Annotated in this window: 12 protein-coding genes; 4 read left to right on the forward strand and 8 right to left on the reverse strand. The window is 62.3% G+C overall.

Annotated elements, in window-relative coordinates; translation table 11 throughout:
• Positions 1-19: 19 nt before the first annotated feature.
• Entirely contained in the window at positions 20-3,931 is a 3,912-nt protein-coding gene (hrpA, locus tag N005_RS13995; RefSeq protein ID WP_047701726.1) for an ATP-dependent RNA helicase HrpA, read from the reverse strand.
• Positions 3,932-4,043: 112 nt separating this feature from the next.
• Entirely contained in the window at positions 4,044-5,753 is a 1,710-nt protein-coding gene (gene aceK / locus N005_RS14000) for a bifunctional isocitrate dehydrogenase kinase/phosphatase (protein ID WP_047701727.1), read from the reverse strand.
• A gap of 129 nt (positions 5,754-5,882) precedes the next feature.
• Here aceK and N005_RS14005 point away from each other — a divergent pair, with 129 nt between their 5' ends.
• Positions 5,883-6,791 (forward strand): DMT family transporter, encoded by a 909-nt coding sequence (locus N005_RS14005; protein WP_047701728.1) that lies wholly within the window; start codon positions 5,883-5,885, stop codon positions 6,789-6,791.
• A 119-nt stretch (positions 6,792-6,910) separates the two neighbouring features.
• Here the strand turns inward: N005_RS14005 and N005_RS14010 are convergent, their stop codons facing one another.
• The 3 genes from N005_RS14010 to cysK all read right to left on the reverse strand — a co-directional run bounded on the left by N005_RS14010 (position 6,911) and on the right by cysK (position 10,501).
• On the reverse strand, positions 6,911-7,774 hold the full coding sequence (locus N005_RS14010) for a DMT family transporter (RefSeq protein WP_047701729.1): 864 nt from the start codon (positions 7,772-7,774) through the stop codon (positions 6,911-6,913).
• Positions 7,775-8,111: 337 nt separating this feature from the next.
• Positions 8,112-9,050 (reverse strand): aspartyl/asparaginyl beta-hydroxylase domain-containing protein, encoded by a 939-nt coding sequence (locus tag N005_RS14015; RefSeq protein ID WP_047701730.1) that lies wholly within the window; start codon positions 9,048-9,050, stop codon positions 8,112-8,114.
• 476 nt (positions 9,051-9,526) lie between these two features.
• Entirely contained in the window at positions 9,527-10,501 is a 975-nt protein-coding gene (cysK, locus tag N005_RS14020) for a cysteine synthase A (protein ID WP_047701731.1), read from the reverse strand.
• Between the two features lie 131 nt (positions 10,502-10,632).
• Here cysK and N005_RS14025 point away from each other — a divergent pair, with 131 nt between their 5' ends.
• The 3 genes from N005_RS14025 (at position 10,633) to N005_RS14035 (ending at position 14,062) form a co-directional block, all read left to right on the forward strand.
• Positions 10,633-11,709: a DUF748 domain-containing protein gene (locus N005_RS14025; RefSeq protein ID WP_047701732.1), complete on the forward strand. Its 1,077-nt coding sequence runs from the start codon at positions 10,633-10,635 to the stop codon at positions 11,707-11,709.
• A gap of 294 nt (positions 11,710-12,003) precedes the next feature.
• Positions 12,004-12,849: an AAA family ATPase gene (locus tag N005_RS14030; protein ID WP_003184225.1), complete on the forward strand. Its 846-nt coding sequence runs from the start codon at positions 12,004-12,006 to the stop codon at positions 12,847-12,849.
• Between the two features lie 34 nt (positions 12,850-12,883).
• The gene (locus tag N005_RS14035; protein ID WP_047701733.1) at positions 12,884-14,062 is read left to right on the forward strand and encodes a vWA domain-containing protein; all 1,179 of its coding nucleotides are present in this window, start codon (positions 12,884-12,886) and stop codon (positions 14,060-14,062) included.
• A gap of 101 nt (positions 14,063-14,163) precedes the next feature.
• On the opposite strand, the gene N005_RS14040 is transcribed toward N005_RS14035, so the two are convergent.
• Genes N005_RS14040 through N005_RS14050 form a run of 3 tightly spaced genes read right to left on the reverse strand, consistent with a single transcriptional unit; the run spans position 14,164 to position 16,534 of the window.
• A complete protein-coding gene (locus N005_RS14040; RefSeq protein WP_047701734.1) occupies positions 14,164-15,084 on the reverse strand; it encodes a 5-oxoprolinase subunit C family protein in 921 nt (306 codons plus the stop codon).
• Complete coding sequence (pxpB, locus tag N005_RS14045; RefSeq protein WP_047701735.1) at positions 15,081-15,785, reverse strand: 5-oxoprolinase subunit PxpB; 705 nt, start codon at positions 15,783-15,785, stop codon at positions 15,081-15,083. Before pxpB ends, N005_RS14040 begins: the two co-directional genes overlap by 4 nt.
• On the reverse strand, positions 15,782-16,534 hold the full coding sequence (locus tag N005_RS14050) for a 5-oxoprolinase subunit PxpA (RefSeq protein ID WP_047701736.1): 753 nt from the start codon (positions 16,532-16,534) through the stop codon (positions 15,782-15,784). Before N005_RS14050 ends, pxpB begins: the two co-directional genes overlap by 4 nt.
• Between the last annotated feature and the right edge of the window lie 27 nt (positions 16,535-16,561).

Below are 16,561 nucleotides of genomic sequence, written 5' to 3' on the forward strand. Positions count from 1 at the left end.
AGGGATCAATGGTGCTGCCTTATGGCTCCACCTGCCCCCACTGCTTGCCCAGGCGCTTGTCCGAAATCGGCACCTTGGTCCCCAACTGCTGGGCGAACAGCGACACCCGGTATTCCTCCAGCCACCAGCGGTAAAATTCCAGTTGCGGGTCGCGCTTGCCTTCCTGGGCGTGTTTAGCGGCGCGGGTCTGGTATTGAGCCCAGAGATTCGACAGTTCGCCGCTCCAGACCCGGTCTTTCTGCACCTGGCTGCCCAGCTTCTCGAAACGCTGCTCGATGGCCTTGAGGTAGCGCGGCAATTCCTTGAGCCATTGATGCGGGGTTTCGCGCACGAAGCCCGGGTATACCAGATGGCTGAGCTGTTGCTTGATGTCGTTCAGCGCCACGGCCTGGGCCAGGTCGATCTTGCCCTTGAAGCGCTTTTGCAGGCCGTGCCAGAGCTTGAGGATCTCCAGGGTCAGCTTCGCCAGCCGTTCGGCGTGTTCGGTCCAGCTGCCACGCTTGCGCTCGGCCAGGGACGCCAGCGCCGCACCGTCACGGGGCAGGCTCGCTTCGCCTTCCAGCACGCAACTGTCGAGACTGACCAACAGGATGTCTTCCACCAGGCTGTCGATGCGTCCCAGTTCGCGGTAGAGCAAGCCCAGTTCCGTCAGCCCCGGCAACTTGCCCCGCAGGAACTTGGCCGACTCCGCCAATTGCTGCATCAACAACCGCTGCAAGGCGCGGCGATGCTGGAACTCGGCTTCGGCCGGGGTCGGGAAACGCCCTTCCTTGACCACGCCGCCCTCTTCCACCAGCGCCGGATACACCGTCATCGACAACCCGGCGATCTTCTGCTGGGTCTTTTCCGCCACCGGCGCGAAGACTTTGGCTTCCACCGGCGCTTGGCTTTTCGCGGTTTGCGGCACGGCCAAGGCAGCCTGGCTGGCTTCGGCAAAGCGCGCGGTCAGCTCGGCCAGGTCGCGCCCCTCGCCAAGGAACTTGCCCTGACCGTCGACGATTTCCAGGTTCATGCGCAGGTGGCCTTCCACTTGCTGCGCCGCTTCGGCCCAGGCTTCGTCGCTGACCCGCGCACCGGTCATGCGCAGCAGCTCGCGGCCCAGGGATTGCGGCAACGAACCTTCGGCGAAGATGATCCGTTGCAGCGCTGCCTTGACGAAGTCCGGCACCGGCACGAAGTTCTTGCGCAAGGCCTTGGGCAGGTTGCGTACCAGGGCAATGCACTTGGCCTCGATCATGCCGGGCACCAGCCATTCCAGGCGCTCCGGCGGCAGCATCGGCAACAGCGGCGCCGGTACCCGCAACGTCACGCCGTCGCGGGGATGGTTGGGCTCGAAGTGGTAGCTCAGCGGCAATGTCAGGTCGCCGACGCGCAAGGTGTCGGGGAAGTGCGCGGCGGTCACCTCACTGGCCTCGCGCGCCAGCACGTCCTCTTCGCGCATGATCAACAACTGCGGGTCTTTCTGGCTGTTGATCCGGTACCAGCTGTCGAACGTCGCGGTCTGGTGGATCTCCGCCGGCAACCGTGCATCGTAGAAGGCAAACAAGGTTTCTTCGTCCGCCAGGATGTCGCGGCGCCGGGCCTTGGCCTCCAGCTCGTCGAGTTGCTCCAGCAATCGGGTATTGGCCGCCAGGCACTTGGCCTTGGACTGGATCTCGCCACGCACCAGGGCTTCGCGGATGAACAGCTCGCGCGACACCACCGGGTCCACCGGCCCGTAATGCACCGGCCGACGGCCGACCACGATCAGCCCGAACAGGGTGATCTGTTCATACGCCACCACCTGTCCGCGCTTCTTCTCCCAATGGGGTTCGAAGTGGTTCTTCTTGATCAAGTGGCCGGCCAGCGGTTCGATCCAGTCCGGTTCGATCTTGGCGACCATGCGCGCATACAGCTTGGTGGTTTCCACCAGTTCGGCGGTCATCAGCCACTGCGGCCGCTTCTTGCCCAGCCCCGACGACGGATGGACCCAGAACCGCCGTTGACGGGCGCCCAGGTAGTCGCCGTCTTCGGTTTTCTGGCCGATCTGGCTCAACAGGCCCGAGAGCACCGCCTTGTGCAGTTTCGGGTAATCGGCCGGGTCCTTGTTGAGGCTCAACTGCATGTCACGGCAGATCAGGCTCAATTGGCGATGGGCGTCGCGCCACTCGCGCAGGCGCAGGTAGTTGAGGAAGTTCTTGCGGCACCAGTTGCGCAGCGGGTTGGCGGTCAGGGCCAGGCGCTGCTCTTCGAAACCGCGCCACAGGTTGACCAGCCCGGCAAAGTCCGAGTCCGGATCCTTCCATTGGGCGTGGGCCTGGTCGGCAGCCTGTTGACGCTCCGGCGGGCGCTCGCGCGGGTCCTGGATCGACATGGCACTGGCGACAATCAGCACTTCCTGCAGGCTGCCCAGCTTCGCCGCTTCCAGCAACATGCGGCCCATGCGCGGGTCCACCGGCAAGCGCGCCAATTGACGGCCCAACGGGGTCAGTTGACTGTTGCGGTCCACTGCCGACAACTCTTGCAGCAGGTTGAAACCGTCGCTGATGGCCTTGCCATCCGGCGGCTCGATGAACGGGAAATCGGTGATCTCGCCCAGGCGCAGATGGAGCATCTGCAGGATCACTGCCGCCAGGTTGGTGCGCAGGATCTCGGGGTCGGTAAATTCCGGCCGGCCAAGGAAATCTTCCTCGCTGTACAGCCGCACGCAGATCCCCGGCTCGACGCGCCCGCAACGCCCCTTGCGCTGGTTGGCGCTGGCCTGGGAAATGGCTTCGATGGGCAGGCGCTGGACCTTAGCGCGATAGCTGTAGCGGCTGATCCGCGCGGTGCCGCTGTCGATCACGTAGCGGATGCCCGGCACGGTGAGCGAGGTTTCGGCGACGTTGGTGGCCAGCACCACGCGACGGCCCGGGTGGGACTGGAAGATCCGCTGCTGTTCGGCCGGGGACAGTCGCGCATACAACGGCAGAATCTCGGTGTGCTTGAGCTGGGCCTTGCGCAGCATGTCCGCCGCGTCACGAATCTCTCGCTCACCCGGCAGGAACACCAGCACATCGCCCGGGCTGCGGCGCTCGCTGCGCTCATGGGCGGCAATTTCATCGAGGGTGGCGAGAATCGCCTGGTCGACCGTCAGGTCGTCCTCGACCCGATTGCCCTCTTCGTCCTGCTCCAGGGTCAGCGGGCGGTACCAGGTTTCCACCGGGAAGGTACGGCCCGAGACTTCCACGATCGGCGCATCGTCGAAGTGCTTGGAAAAGCGCTCCAGGTCGATGGTCGCCGAGGTGATGATGACCTTCAGGTCCGGGCGGCGCGGCAGCAGGGTCTTCAAGTAGCCGAGCAGGAAGTCGATGTTCAGGCTGCGCTCGTGGGCTTCGTCGACGATGATCGTGTCGTAGCGCTCGAGGTAGCGGTCGTTCTGGGTCTCGGCCAGGAGGATGCCGTCGGTCATCAACTTGATCAGGGTGTTGGCGTCGCTCTGGTCCTCGAACCGCACCTGATAACCCACCAGCGCGCCCAACGGCGTCGCCAGTTCCTCGGCCACCCGGCTCGCCACGCTGCGGGCGGCGATCCGGCGCGGCTGGGTGTGGCCGATCAAGCCATATTGGCCGCGGCCGATTTCCAGGCAGATCTTCGGCAACTGGGTGGTTTTGCCCGAACCGGTTTCGCCGGCGATGATCAACACCTGGTGCTTGAGCAGTGCGTCCTTGATTTCGTCACGCTTGGCGGCAATCGGCAGATTGTCGTCGTAGCGAATCAGCGGCAGGCTGGCCTTGCGCGCCAGCACCTGGTCACACGACGCCTGCATGCGCGCCACCCATTGGGCCAGCCTGGCCTCATCGGGTTTCTTGCGCAGCTCGAGCAACTGCCGCCGCAACCGGTGACGGTCGGCGAGCATGGCGTGGTCGAGGTTTTTCAGCAGCTTGTCGATAGCGGGGGCTTGGTCAGTCATCAGGTACGCAAGGGGAAAAAAGAGCAGCGGCAAGTTTCAAGCTGCAAGCTGCAAGTTGCAAGCGGCGTTGGCCGGAAACTCGAAACTTGCCGCTTGAAGCTTGAAGCTGCTTCTATCCCTTGCGCCGATACGGGAACACATCGATCACCTTCCCCGCCCGAATGGCCTCTTGCAGGCCTTTCCAGTAATCGGCGTTGTACAGCTCGCCGTGCAGCTGGTCGAACAGCTTGCGCTGCCCGGCGTCGGCGAACAGGAACGGCGGGAATTCTTCGGGAAAGACGTCCAGCGGACCGATGGAGTACCACGGTTCGGAAGCCATTTCGTCTTCCGGGGTGCGCGGCTGGGGGATGTGCCGGAAGTTGGCTTCGGTGAGGAAGCAGATCTCGTCGTAGTCGTAGAACACCACGCGGCCATGGCGGGTCACGCCGAAGTTCTTGAGCAGCATGTCGCCAGGGAAGATATTCGCCGCCGCCAATTGCTTGATAGCCAGGCCATAGTCCTCCAGCGCCTCGCGCACCTGGGCCTCGCTGGCGTTTTCCAGGTAGAGGTTCAGCGGTGTCATGCGCCGCTCGGTCCAGCAGTGACGGATCAGCACCGTATCGCCTTCCACCGACACCGTGGAGGGTGCCACTTCCAGCAACTCTTCCAGGCACGCCGGTTCGAACTTGCCCAGGGGGAAACGGAAGTCGGCGAACTCCTGGGTATCGGCCATGCGCCCGACCCGGTCGACGCTTTTCACCAACCGGTACTTCTCGATCACCGTGGCGCGATCGACGTTTTTCGACGGCGAGAAACGGTCCTTGATGATCTTGAACACCGTGTTGAAACCCGGCAGCGTGAACACGCTCATGACCATGCCACGCACCCCCGGCGCCATGATGAAACGGTCGTCGGTGTTCGCCAGGTGATTGATCAAGGCCCGGTAGAACTCGGACTTGCCATGCTTGTAGAAACCGATGGAGGTGTACAGCTCGGCGACGTGTTTGCCCGGCAGGATACGCTTGAGGAAACCGATGAATTCCGCCGGCACCGGCACGTCCACCATGAAATACGAACGGGTGAACGAGAAGATGATCGAGACCTGGGCCTCGTCGGTGATCAGCGCGTCGATCTGGATGCCCCGGCCCTCGCGGTGCAACAGTGGAATCACCAGCGGCCACTGGTCACCCGGGGTGTAGATCCGGCCCACCAGGTAGGCACCCTTGTTGCGATAGAGCACGGATGAAAACAGCTCCACGGTCAATTCCGGATCCTTGCAGACCCAGTCCGGCAGGTTTTCCCGCAGCTGGGCTTCGAGGCGCTGCAGGTCGCCCTCCAGGTCGGCGTAGTCCTCGCTGAAACGGTAATCGGCAAAAATGTCCGCGAGCATCCGGTCCAGTTGCCCCTGGGGCTTGTAGGTACGGGTCTGCGCGGAACGGGCCCGGCGCAGGCTCGGCCGGGTGGTGTGGATGAACATGGTGCCGTCGCTGATCAGGTCATGGCTGAACAGGCCGCAGAAAATCGAGTTGTACCAGGTCTCGGACAGCTCGTCGTCGAAGCGCAGGTCGATCAGGCTGATGTAGGCACTTTTCACCAGCGGCCAACAGCTGACATCCATCAGCACCTCGACGTCGAAAGCCTTGCGCAGCCGTGCCACGGTTTCGAAGACTTTTTCTTCGTACAGATTGATCCGCGCCGCCGACGCCGCTTGCGCCTCCTGCCACCGCGCCTGCTCGAAACGGGCACGGGCACCGTCGGTAATCTGCCGGAAATGCTCGCGATAATCGTCGAAGCCGTCGAGAATCGAACGGGCGATATCGCTGGCGGGCCATGGCTGCGGCATAGGGAAAACCTCGGCGGGGCGTCTTGTTGTGAGCGGCTGAGCTTAGAGGCCAATCACGCGGCAACGCAACCATTGCCATCGGTCAACAGGAGGGCGACACTTGCGAGCCAACCATGGAAGGAATCCCTCGTGAACCTCGTCGATCTCCTGCGTCTGCTGTCATTGGCCGCCATCTGGGGGGCGAGCTTCCTGTTCATGCGCATTATCGCCCCCGTCATCGGCACGATCCCCACGGCTTTTTTTCGGGTCTCCATTGCCTTCGTCGGGTTGGTGGTGATCCTGGCACTGATGCGGGTCGACTGGAATTTCCGCGGCAAGCTGAAAGTCGTGATGGGGCTGGGCCTGATCAATTCGGGCATTCCGGCAACCTTCTATTCCCTGGCGGCCCAGACCCTTCCGGCCGGTTACTCGGCGATTTTCAACGCCACGACGCCCCTGATGGGGGTATTGATCGGCGGGCTGTTCTTCAGCGAGCAGCTCACGGTGGCGAAGGTCAGCGGAGTGTTCCTGGGACTGCTCGGCGTCGGCATCCTGACCCGCGCCGGCCCGGTGGCCTTCGACCTGCAACTGCTGATGGGTGCCCTCGCCTGCCTGATGGCCACCACCTGTTATGGATTCGCCGGATTCTTCACCCGTCGCTGGCTCGATCATCAGGGTGGACTGGACAGCCGTCTCTCGACCCTGGGCAGCATGTTCGGCGCCACGATGTTCCTCCTGCCGCTGTTCGGTTACAGCGTCATCAGCCACCCTCCGGCCAGCTGGGGCGGCTGGAACGTCTGGCTGTCACTGCTGGGGTTGGGCCTGGTGTGCACCGCGCTGGCGTACATCCTGTATTTCCGGCTGATCACTTCCATCGGGCCGGTCAAATCGATGACCGTCACGTTCCTGATCCCGCCTTTCGGCGTGCTGTGGGGGGCGTTGTTGCTGGGTGAGCCGCTGGGGATGGCCCATCTGTATGGCGGGGTGCTGATTGCGGCAGCGTTGTGGCTGGTGTTGAAGCCTGCGGCGCAAAAGCCGGTCGAGGTGTCCGCCCGGTAGTGCATCGGCGCGTTTGAAAAATGCCATCGCGAGCAGGCTCGCTCCCACAAGGGTCGTCTATAACCTGTGGGAGCGAGCCTGCTCGCGATAGCGGTTCTATGCCAACAGCGATCTAACGATCAACCGCGTTTACGAAACACAAACACCAGCCCGACGATGATCAGCACCATCCCCAGCAAGCTCAACAGCGCCAGCCGGTTGCCGAACACCAGGTAATCCATGACCGCCGTCACCGCCGGCACCAGGTAGAACAGACTGGTGACATTCACCAGGTTGCCTCGTGCAATCAGCCGGTACAGCAGCAGGGTCGCCAACACCGAGACCACCAACCCCATCCACAACACCGGCACGATGAAGCCCGCGTTGCTGTCGAAATGGAACGGCTGGAACGGTACGAACACCGCGCACAGTAATAGCCCGACCAGATACTGCACCGGCAGCGTGCCGAGGGGATTATCGGTGATGCGCTTCTGCATGATCGAGCCCGCAGTCATGGACACCAGCGCCAGCAAGCCGCACAGCATCCCGGTCAAGGACATCCCGGCCAACCCGATGCCCTGGTAAACCACCATGACCAGTCCGACCAACCCGAGTGCCAGGCCGAACAGGCGCTGCCAGGAACGCAGCCGTTCCACGAGCACCACCGTGAGGATGGGTTGTACGCCCATGAGGGTCGCCATCACACCAGGCGTCACGTTCATTTGCAGGGCCAGCAGATAAAAAATCTGATAGGCCCCCAGCAGCACCAATCCGGTGGTCGCGGCAAAGATCATCGGCTTGCCGGCCTTGGGCAGCTTGAACTTGAATACCGGGATCAACAGCACCAATGCACACAGCGCAATGGCAAACCGGATCAGCAGGAAAGCAAAAGGTGAAGCGTGGGCCAGGCCCAGTTTGGAAAAGATTGCCCCGCTGCTCCACAGCAGGACGAACAGGCTCGTGGAAGCCGCCGCCAATAAGGCGTTCTTGGATAGGGAAAACATGGATACCACCTGTAGTCAGGCAAAAGCCAACTCAGCCGAGGCTGAAGTCCAGTAGTTTTTTTCAGGCGGGCACAGGGGATGGCAACTGTTGCCGATCAGCCCTGTATGCCAACACCCGGCGGTGATACGACGGCGTATACCGGTGGGCTACTGACAGGTGGGTATTGACCGATCTGCACAGGCTGCTGATCCCCGCACGGCACGACGCCAGCGTTGAACGCTGGAACCACAACCGCGATGACAGGGGATACAGGCATGAGCCGATCTCTTTGGGGAGGTGGGTTCGAAAACCCGACGAGCGCCGACTATAACCAGCGCCCGATGTATTGCGCAACAGTTAACCGAACAACCAATAGCCAAGCGCCGTGAGCACCAGCACCGCCAGTACCGGCCGCATCACCCGGTACACTTTGGGATACTTGCGTTTCCATTGCTTGACCCGACCGCTGATACCGTCGCTGAACGACTTGCTCCAGGCGTAGGCCTGGTTGATGCCGCCGACACGTTCGTCATCCAGGTTCTGCGGCGCGGTGGCACGGCCAAGCATGCCGCTGACAGCACGATTGAGACGGGTCATCAACCGGTTGCTCAAGGGGCGCTCGACGTCGCAGAACAGGATCACGCGGGTCTGGGGTGTTTCATTCTTGACCCAGTGCACGTAGGTCTCATCGAACATCACGTCTTCGCCGTCACGCCACGCATAGATCTGGCCATCGACGAAGATCCGGCAATCGTCGGAGTTGGGTGTGGAAAGCCCCAGGTGATAGCGCAACGAGCCGGCGAACGGATCGCGGTGCGGGTTCAGATGGCTGTCTCCCGGCAGCAACGCGAACATCGCACCGCGGACATTGGGAATCCGGTTGACCAGCTCGACGGTCCTTGGGCACAGCACTTCGGCCGACGGCAGCGGTTTGTCGTACCACTTGAGGTAAAAACGCTTCCAGCCCTTCTTGAAGAACGAGCCGAAGCCGGCGTCGTTATTCTTCTCGGCTGCCCGGATGTAACCCTCGTCGAACAGGTGCATCGCCTCGTCACGGATGACCTGCCAGTTGTCCTTGAGCACATCCAGCTCGGGGAACTTGCTGCGGTCCAGGTATGGCCGGGAAGGTACGCCGGAGAACAGGTACATCAGGGTGTTATAGGGGGCGAACAGCGCCGAATGATTGACGAATTGGCGCAACACCGGCAAACGCGCCTTGCCGCGCAGGTGCACGAAAAGGGTACTGCCCAGGAACAGCAGCAGTACCGACGCCTTGGCGACAAACGAAACGGTCATTCATAACTCCTTGTCAAAAAACAACGGAGGCCACGTCAACTGCCCGACGTGGCCGTAGGCCATGCCAGGCTCTGTACGAAAAGCCTTGATACTCGTCCATGCTGCGTTGAAAACAGCCTCGGAATGCTCATGTACTCCAGTACACTGCGCTTCCTCGGCTGTTTTCGCCTTGCCTGACCTTCGTCTCAAGACTTTTCGTACAGAGCCTAATTGCTCATGGCCCGGGTAAAAATCGTCTGACGCAATATTCACTGTTGTGCAGGACGCAATAAACCTAACAGGCGTCACCTGAACCCTGGCTGACGCGAATCAAAACCCGTGGCGGAGGTTTTTGTGGCGAGGGAGCTTGCTCCCGCTGGGGTGCGAAGCGCCCCTCGCCCGTTCAAGCAGCACAGGCGCCTGCTTCGCAGTCGAGCGGGAACAAGCTCCCTCGCCACAAAAGCACCCTCGCTACAGCAAGCTTTCCTGCCACCGGGTTATTGCTGGTTTTCCTGCTCGCTAAACAGATCACTGAACAGCATGCTCGACAAGTACCGCTCGCCCGAATCCGGCAGGATCACCACGATCGTCTTGCCCTGCATCTCCGGTTTTTCCGCCAGGCGCACGGCCACGGCCATCGCCGCGCCACAGGAGATGCCGCAGAGAATACCCTCTTCCTGCATCAAGCGCAGGGCCATGGCCTTGGACTCGTCGTCCGTTACCCGCTCAACCTGATCGACCATCGACAGGTCCAGGTTCTTCGGGACGAATCCGGCGCCAATTCCCTGGATCTTGTGGGGACTGGGCTTGATTTCCTGGCCCGCCAGCGCCTGGGTGATCACCGGCGAACTCTCCGGCTCCACCGCCACCGACAGGATCGGCTTGCCGCAGGTGTTCTTGATGTAGCGGGACACCCCGGTAATGGTGCCACCGGTACCCACGCCCGCCACCAGCACGTCCACCGCGCCGTCGGTGTCGTTCCAGATTTCCGGACCGGTGGTTTTTTCATGGATCGCCGGGTTCGCCGGGTTATCGAACTGCTGTGGCATGAAGTAGCTGGACGGGTCGCTGGCAGCGATCTCGGCGGCTTTGTCGATGGCCCCCTTCATGCCCTTGGCCGGTTCGGTCAGCACCAGCTCGGCACCCAGGGCCTTGAGCACCTTGCGCCGTTCGATGCTCATGGAGGCCGGCATGGTCAGCATCAGCTTATAGCCGCGGGCGGCGGCGACGAACGCCAGGCCGATTCCGGTATTGCCCGAGGTCGGCTCGACGATGGTCATGCCCGGCTTGAGCCTGCCAGTGCTTTCAGCGTCCCAGATCATGTTCGCGCCGATCCGGCACTTGACCGAATACCCCGGGTTGCGCCCTTCGATCTTGGCCAGGATGGTCACACCCCGCGGGGCAATGCGATTGATCTGTACCAGTGGCGTATTGCCGATGGAATGGGCGTTGTCAGCGTAGATACGGCTCATGACGAGGTCCTTAGTGAGGCGTGAATACAAGCGACTAAAGGTATGCCTGTTGCCCAAGGGCGTCCAGTTGCACCGAACGTTCGCGATGCCGCAACGGTCAATGGTTTTAATATCGCCGGAGACTGAATGACATGAAGCGTCGATACAGCTGGCCACTGTGGACCCTCGCGGCCATCGTTGCGGTGCTGGTGGCCCTGCACTTCGCGTTGCCTTACCTCGTGCGCAATTACCTGAACGACAAACTGGCCGACATGGGCGACTATCGCGGCCAGGTCATTGATGTGGACCTGGCGCTGTGGCGTGGGGCCTACCGGATCAACGGCCTGAAAATCGTCAAGGTCGACGGCAAGGTCCCGGTACCGTTCGTCGACGCGCCGCTGGTCGACCTGTCGGTCAGCTGGCACTCGCTGTGGTACGACCACGCGGTGGTGGCCGAGGCGGAGTTCGCCCGCCCCGAAGTGAACTTCGTCGATGGCGGTGGCAACCGGCAGGCCTCCCAGACCGGCCAGGGCACCAACTGGCGCGAGCAACTGAGCAAACTGCTGCCCATTACCTTCAACGAAGTGCGGATCAGGGAGGGCAAGGTGACCTTTCGCAACTTCAACTCCAAGCCGCCGGTCAACCTGCGGGCCACCGAGGTCAACGCCAGCTTCTATAACCTGACCAACGTGGTCGACACCGAAGGCAAACGCGACGCCCGGTTCGAGGGCAAGGCCCTGGTGGCCGAACACGCGCCGCTGGAGGTGCAAGCCACCTTTGACCCCTTGAGCAAGTTCGAGGATTTCGATTTCCGCCTGCGGGCAAGGAACGTCGAACTCAAGCGCCTGAACGATTTCGCCGCGGCCTATGGCAAGTTCGACTTCAACGCCGGCCATGGCGACCTGGTGATCGAAGCTGAAGCAAACAACGCAAAACTCAGCGGTTACATCAAACCTTTGCTGCGGGATGTGGATGTATTCGATTGGCAGCAGGATGTGGAAAACGAGAAAAAGAACATTTTCCGCTCGGTCTGGGAAGCGCTGGTCGGCGCCGGCGAAACGGCCCTGAAGAACCAGCGCAAGAACCAGTTCGCCACGCGGGTTGAACTCAGCGGCAATGTCCATCAACAAGACATCAGCGCCTTCGAAGCCTTCCTGCAGATCCTGCGCAACGGTTTCGTCGAGGCCTTCAACGCGCGCTACGAACAGCCGCCGCCGTCGAAGGACTAGCGGGATCCTTATGTGGCGAGGGAGCTTGCTCCCGTTCGAGTGCGCAGCGCTCGTCGGAGTTTTGGGGCCGCTACGCAGCCCAGCGGGAGCAAGCTCCCTCGCCACAAGGTCAGAGGTTGTCCAGCCTTTAGTCAGCCATCCACCAGGACCGGGTCAACATGTGACGCCCCATTCAGAGACTGAATACAGCGTCTGCGTTCACAGTCGGCGGGACGTCGCGTTATAGTCGGGCACGATATCTATTTCGCGCGCCCCGCCTTGCCAGGCCGGCGACACCGTTCGAGGAAACTGCAGATGAAGTTCGAAGGCACCAGCGCCTACGTGGCCACCGATGACCTGAAGCTGGCCGTGAACGCCGCCATTACCCTGGAGCGGCCATTGCTGGTCAAGGGCGAACCGGGCACCGGCAAGACCATGCTGGCCGAACAACTGGCGGAGTCCTTCGGCGCGCGCTTGATCACCTGGCACATCAAATCCACCACCAAGGCTCACCAGGGTTTGTACGAGTACGACGCGGTCAGCCGCCTGCGGGACTCGCAACTGGGCGTGGACAAGGTTCATGACGTACGCAACTACCTGAAGAAGGGCAAGCTCTGGGAAGCGTTCGAGTCCGAGGAACGGGTCATCCTGTTGATCGACGAGATCGACAAGGCCGACATCGAGTTTCCCAACGACCTGCTGCAGGAACTCGACAAAATGGAGTTCTACGTCTACGAGACCGATGAAACCATCAAGGCGAAGCAGCGCCCGATCATCATCATTACCTCCAACAACGAGAAAGAGCTGCCGGATGCGTTCCTGCGCCGCTGCTTCTTCCACTACATCGCCTTCCCGGACCGCGTCACCCTGCAGAAAATCGTCGATGTGCACTACCCGGACATCAAGAAAGACCTGGTCAGCGAAGCGCTGGACGTGTTCTTCGACGTGCGCAAAGTACCGGGTCTGAAGAAGAAACCCTCCACTTCCGAGCTGGTGGACTGGCTCAAGCTGCTGATGGCCGACAACATCGGCGAAGCAGTGCTGCGCGAGCGCGATCCGACCAAGGCCATTCCGCCGCTGGCCGGTGCCCTGGTCAAGAACGAACAGGACGTGCAGTTGCTTGAGCGCCTGGCGTTCATGAGCCGTCGCGGCACGCGTTGAGCCCTCTTCGTCAACAAGCGCGAGGGCAACTGCCATGCTGCTGAACCTGTTCAATGAGATGCGCGCCGCCAAGGTGCCCGTGTCGGTGCGTGAGCTGCTCGATTTGATCAACGCGCTGAAACAGCGGGTGATCTTTGCCGACATGGACGAATTCTATTACTTGTCCCGGGCGATCCTGGTGAAGGACGAGCGCCATTTCGACAAGTTCGACCGGGCGTTCGCCGCTTACTTCAACGGTCTGGAAAAACTCGACGACCATCTCCAGGCGCTGATTCCCGAAGACTGGTTGCGCAAGGAATTCGAACGTTCGCTGAGCGATGAGGAGCGGGCGCAGATCCAGTCCCTGGGTGGCCTGGACAAGCTGATCGAGGAATTCAAGAAGCGCCTGGAAGAACAGAAGGAACGCCATGCCGGCGGCAACAAGTGGATCGGCACTGGCGGCACCAGTCCGTTCGGCTCCGGCGGCTTCAATCCCGAAGGCATCCGCGTCGGCGACGCCGGCAAACGCCAGGGCAAGGCCGTGAAGGTCTGGGACCAGCGCGAGTACAAGAACCTCGACGACCAGGTGGAACTGGGCACCCGCAACATCAAGATCGCCCTGCGCCGCCTGCGCAAGTTCGCCCGCCAGGGCGCAGCCGAAGAACTGGACATCGATGGCACCATCGACCACACCGCCCGGGACGCCGGCCTGTTGAACATCCAGATGCGCCCCGAGCGACGCAATACCGTCAAGCTGTTGCTGCTGTTCGACATCGGCGGCTCGATGGACGCCCACGTGAAAATCTGCGAAGAACTGTTCTCGGCCTGCAAGACCGAGTTCAAGCATCTGGAGTACTTCTACTTCCACAACTTCGTGTACGAGTCGGTGTGGAAAAACAACCTGCGCCGCACCTCGGAACGCACCTCGACCCAGGACCTGCTGCACAAGTACGGCGCCGACTACAAAGTGATCTTCATCGGCGACGCCGCCATGGCCCCTTATGAAATCACCCAGGCCGGCGGCAGCGTCGAACACTGGAACGAGGAAGCGGGTTATGTGTGGATGCAGCGATTCATGGAGAAATACAAGAAACTCATCTGGATCAACCCCTACCCGAAAGACACCTGGGGCTACACCGCCTCGACCAACATCGTTCGGGAATTGGTGGAGGATCGGATGTATCCGCTGACCCTGCGGGGGTTGGAGGAAGGGATGCGGTTCCTTTCCAAGTAAGATTTTTACCGCCTGACAGGGCCTCATCGCGAGCAGGCTCGCTCCCACAGGGATCTGTGTGGCGAAGATCCAATGTGGGAGCGAGCCTGCTCGCGATGCTTTCAGCGGTCCATGAATCCGCGCAAACACTCCACCTGCTGCCGATGCGCAACCTCCTGCACCACCGGCCGCAACCGCACCTGCGTGCCTGGCAGGCATTGCGCCAGCCGCGCCAGGGCCAATGGCGTCAAGGCACCCAGGCGTGGGTAGCCGCCAATGGTCTGCCGGTCGTTGAGCAGCACGATCGGCTGGCCGTCCGGCGGTACCTGCACGGCCCCCAGGGGAATGCCCTCGGAAATCATCGCAGGCCCCTGGTATTCCAGCGCGGCGCCCAGCAAGCGGATGCCCATGCGGTCGGCGCGGCTGTCCAGCGTCCAAGGCGTATTGAACGCATCGAACAGGCTCCGTCCACTGAACGCGCCATTCTGCGCGCCCAGGATCAGCTCCAGCGGCTGGGCCTGCTGGAAATCCGGAATCAGCCTGCCCGGCATCGGCCGGGGCGTGACCGGGCCTGAATAGCTCAAATGCTCGCCACGGCCCAGCGCTCGCCCCAGTCCATCCAGGCCGCCGAGCTCTTCACGCACCACCGTCGCCCGGCTGCCCAGCACCGCCGGTGCATCGAAGCCACCGGGGGCCGCGAGGTACGCCCGGGCACCCAGCACAGGTTGGGTCAACGCCAGGGTCTGACCCTTGCGCAAACTGAAATAACGCCACGCTGCCACGGCCTGGCCGTCCAGCCGAGCCCCGAGGTCCGCCCCGGCCAGCGCCAGTACACAATCCTCTTCGGCCACCACCGTGAAACCACCGAGGGTGATCTCCACTACCGTCGCGTCCAGGGCATTGCCCAGCATCCAGTTGGCCCAGGCCATCGACAGCCAGTCCGCCGCGCCGCCCTGGGTCACGCCCAGATGCCTGACGCCGAAACGGCCACCGTCCTGCAACAGGCACAGCGGTGTGCTGGCCTCGATCAACAAACGGCTCATGCCAGGGCCTCCTGCGGTGTGTCGTCACCACCCAATGCGATGAATTCGGCGTGATCCACGGCGACGAAGCGCACCGTGTCGCCGGGCTGCATCAGGCTGTAGCCGTCACGTTCGCGATCGAACAATTTGGCCGGAGTACGACCGATCAGGTTCCAGCCGCCGGGCGACACCAATGGGTACGCCGCGGTCTGGCGCTCGGCGATGCCGACGCTGCCCGCCGCCACCCGCTTGCGCGGCGTGTCCAGGCGCGGCGCGGCCAGCACTTCGTCCACCAGCCCCATGAAGGCAAATCCGGGGGCAAAGCCCAGGGCAAACACCTGGTATTCGTGCTCGCTGTGGCGACGGATCACCTGCTCCACCGTCAACCCGCTGCGACTCGACAACAGGCTCAGTTCAGGCCCGACGCTGGGGTCGTACCACACCGGCAGCACATGGCGCTGGCCGACCGACCGGGCATCGGGGGACAAATTGTTCAGCGCCTCGTTGACCAGATCCCGAGCCTGTGCCGGGTTCAGCGCCAGCATGTCGTAATGCACCATCAATGTGGTGTAGGACGGCACCAGGTCGATCAGGTACTCGGCGAACACCTCGCGCAGGCGCTCGCTGGCGGCGAGCATCCATGGCATGTGGTTCTCGGCGATCTCATCGAACAGGCGCACCATCAGGCAGTCCACCGCCACCACTTCCACCCGTGGTTTCATGATGTACGCTGCCCGTCCAGCGCCTCACGGATGCGTTGCACCGCCGCCACGGAGTTGGCGTTGTCACCGTGCACGCACAAGGTATTGGCATGCAGGAGCAACGCGCTGCCATCGCTGGCGGTCAGCGAGTCGCCGCGGGCGATGGTCAGGGCCTGGCCGATGATGACCTCGGCGTCGTGATGCACCGCGCCCGGCAACTGCCGTGAAACCAGGTGGCCGGCGCTGTCGTAGGCACGGTCGGCGAAGGCTTCGAACCACAACGTCAGGCCATATTCGTCGCCCAGGGCCTGGGCGGCGCTGTTGTCCCGGGTCGCCATCAGCATCAGCGGCAACTGCGGGTCGTAGGCCGCGACAGCCTGGATCACGGCACGCAACTGCGCCGGGTTGGCCATCATGTCGTTGTACATCGCGCCATGGGGTTTGACGTAGCTGACCCGTCCGCCCTGGGCCCGACAAATGCCGTCGAGGGCACCGATCTGGTAATGCAGCAGGTCCTGCAGTTCCTGGGCGGTATAGGCCATGGAGCGACGGCCGAAACCCGCCAGGTCCTGATAGGCCGGGTGTGCGCCGATTTTTACGCCATGGCGCAGGGCCAGGCTGACGGTCTTGCGCATGATGCTCGGGTCACCGGCATGAAAACCGCAGGCGATGTTGGCGCAATCGATGAAGGGCATCACCTCGGCGTCAAGACCCATGGTCCAGTTGCCGAAGCTTTCGCCGATGTCGCAGTTCAATAGCAGGCGGTTCACAGTGAACGCTCCTGTAGGTTGTTTCTG

This window comes from Pseudomonas mediterranea CFBP 5447 (genome assembly GCF_000774145.1).
Taxonomy (GTDB): Bacteria; Pseudomonadota; Gammaproteobacteria; order Pseudomonadales; family Pseudomonadaceae; genus Aquipseudomonas; species Aquipseudomonas mediterranea.

Coding starts and splice junctions, on each gene's coding strand:
- hrpA (WP_047701726.1), bottom strand. CDS start 3,931: ATGACTGACCAAGCCCCCGCTATCGACAAGCTGCTGAAAAACCTCGAC.
- aceK (WP_047701727.1), bottom strand. CDS start 5,753: ATGCCGCAGCCATGGCCCGCCAGCGATATCGCCCGTTCGATTCTCGAC.
- N005_RS14010 (WP_047701729.1), bottom strand. CDS start 7,774: ATGTTTTCCCTATCCAAGAACGCCTTATTGGCGGCGGCTTCCACGAGC.
- N005_RS14015 (WP_047701730.1), bottom strand. CDS start 9,050: ATGACCGTTTCGTTTGTCGCCAAGGCGTCGGTACTGCTGCTGTTCCTG.
- cysK (WP_047701731.1), bottom strand. CDS start 10,501: ATGAGCCGTATCTACGCTGACAACGCCCATTCCATCGGCAATACGCCA.
- N005_RS14025 (WP_047701732.1), top strand. CDS start 10,633: ATGAAGCGTCGATACAGCTGGCCACTGTGGACCCTCGCGGCCATCGTT.
- N005_RS14030 (WP_003184225.1), top strand. CDS start 12,004: ATGAAGTTCGAAGGCACCAGCGCCTACGTGGCCACCGATGACCTGAAG.
- N005_RS14035 (WP_047701733.1), top strand. CDS start 12,884: ATGCTGCTGAACCTGTTCAATGAGATGCGCGCCGCCAAGGTGCCCGTG.
- N005_RS14040 (WP_047701734.1), bottom strand. CDS start 15,084: ATGAGCCGTTTGTTGATCGAGGCCAGCACACCGCTGTGCCTGTTGCAG.
- pxpB (WP_047701735.1), bottom strand. CDS start 15,785: ATGAAACCACGGGTGGAAGTGGTGGCGGTGGACTGCCTGATGGTGCGC.